The sequence below is a fragment of the Micromonospora sp. NRRL B-16802 genome (genome assembly GCF_001279555.1).
In the GTDB taxonomy this organism is placed as follows: Bacteria; Actinomycetota; Actinomycetes; order Mycobacteriales; family Micromonosporaceae; genus Micromonospora; species Micromonospora profundi.
The window spans coordinates 1-205 of record NZ_LGEB01000044.1; the positions used below are offsets into that span (position 1 = coordinate 1).

A 205-nucleotide genomic window follows, 5' to 3' on the forward strand; every position below is an offset into this window, starting at 1 on the left:
GTCGATGGTCGAGGGTCAACGGTTGCAGCGGATCACCCGGACGGCGAAGGACCCGGTGAAGCTGCGGCGGGCGATCGTGGTGCTGATGTCCGCCCAGGGCCAACCAGCCCCGGACATCGCTCATCTGCTCAAGGCCAGCGAGGACTACGTCCGCGACGTGATCCACGCGTTCAACGATCGGGGGTTCGACGCCCTGGACCCAAAA

At 65.9% G+C, this 205-nt stretch carries 1 protein-coding gene; it reads left to right on the forward strand.

Annotated elements, in window-relative coordinates; translation table 11 throughout:
* Positions 1–205: helix-turn-helix domain-containing protein (locus ADK66_RS06395; RefSeq protein ID WP_197281438.1), on the forward strand; the 205-nt coding region annotated here is incomplete at both ends.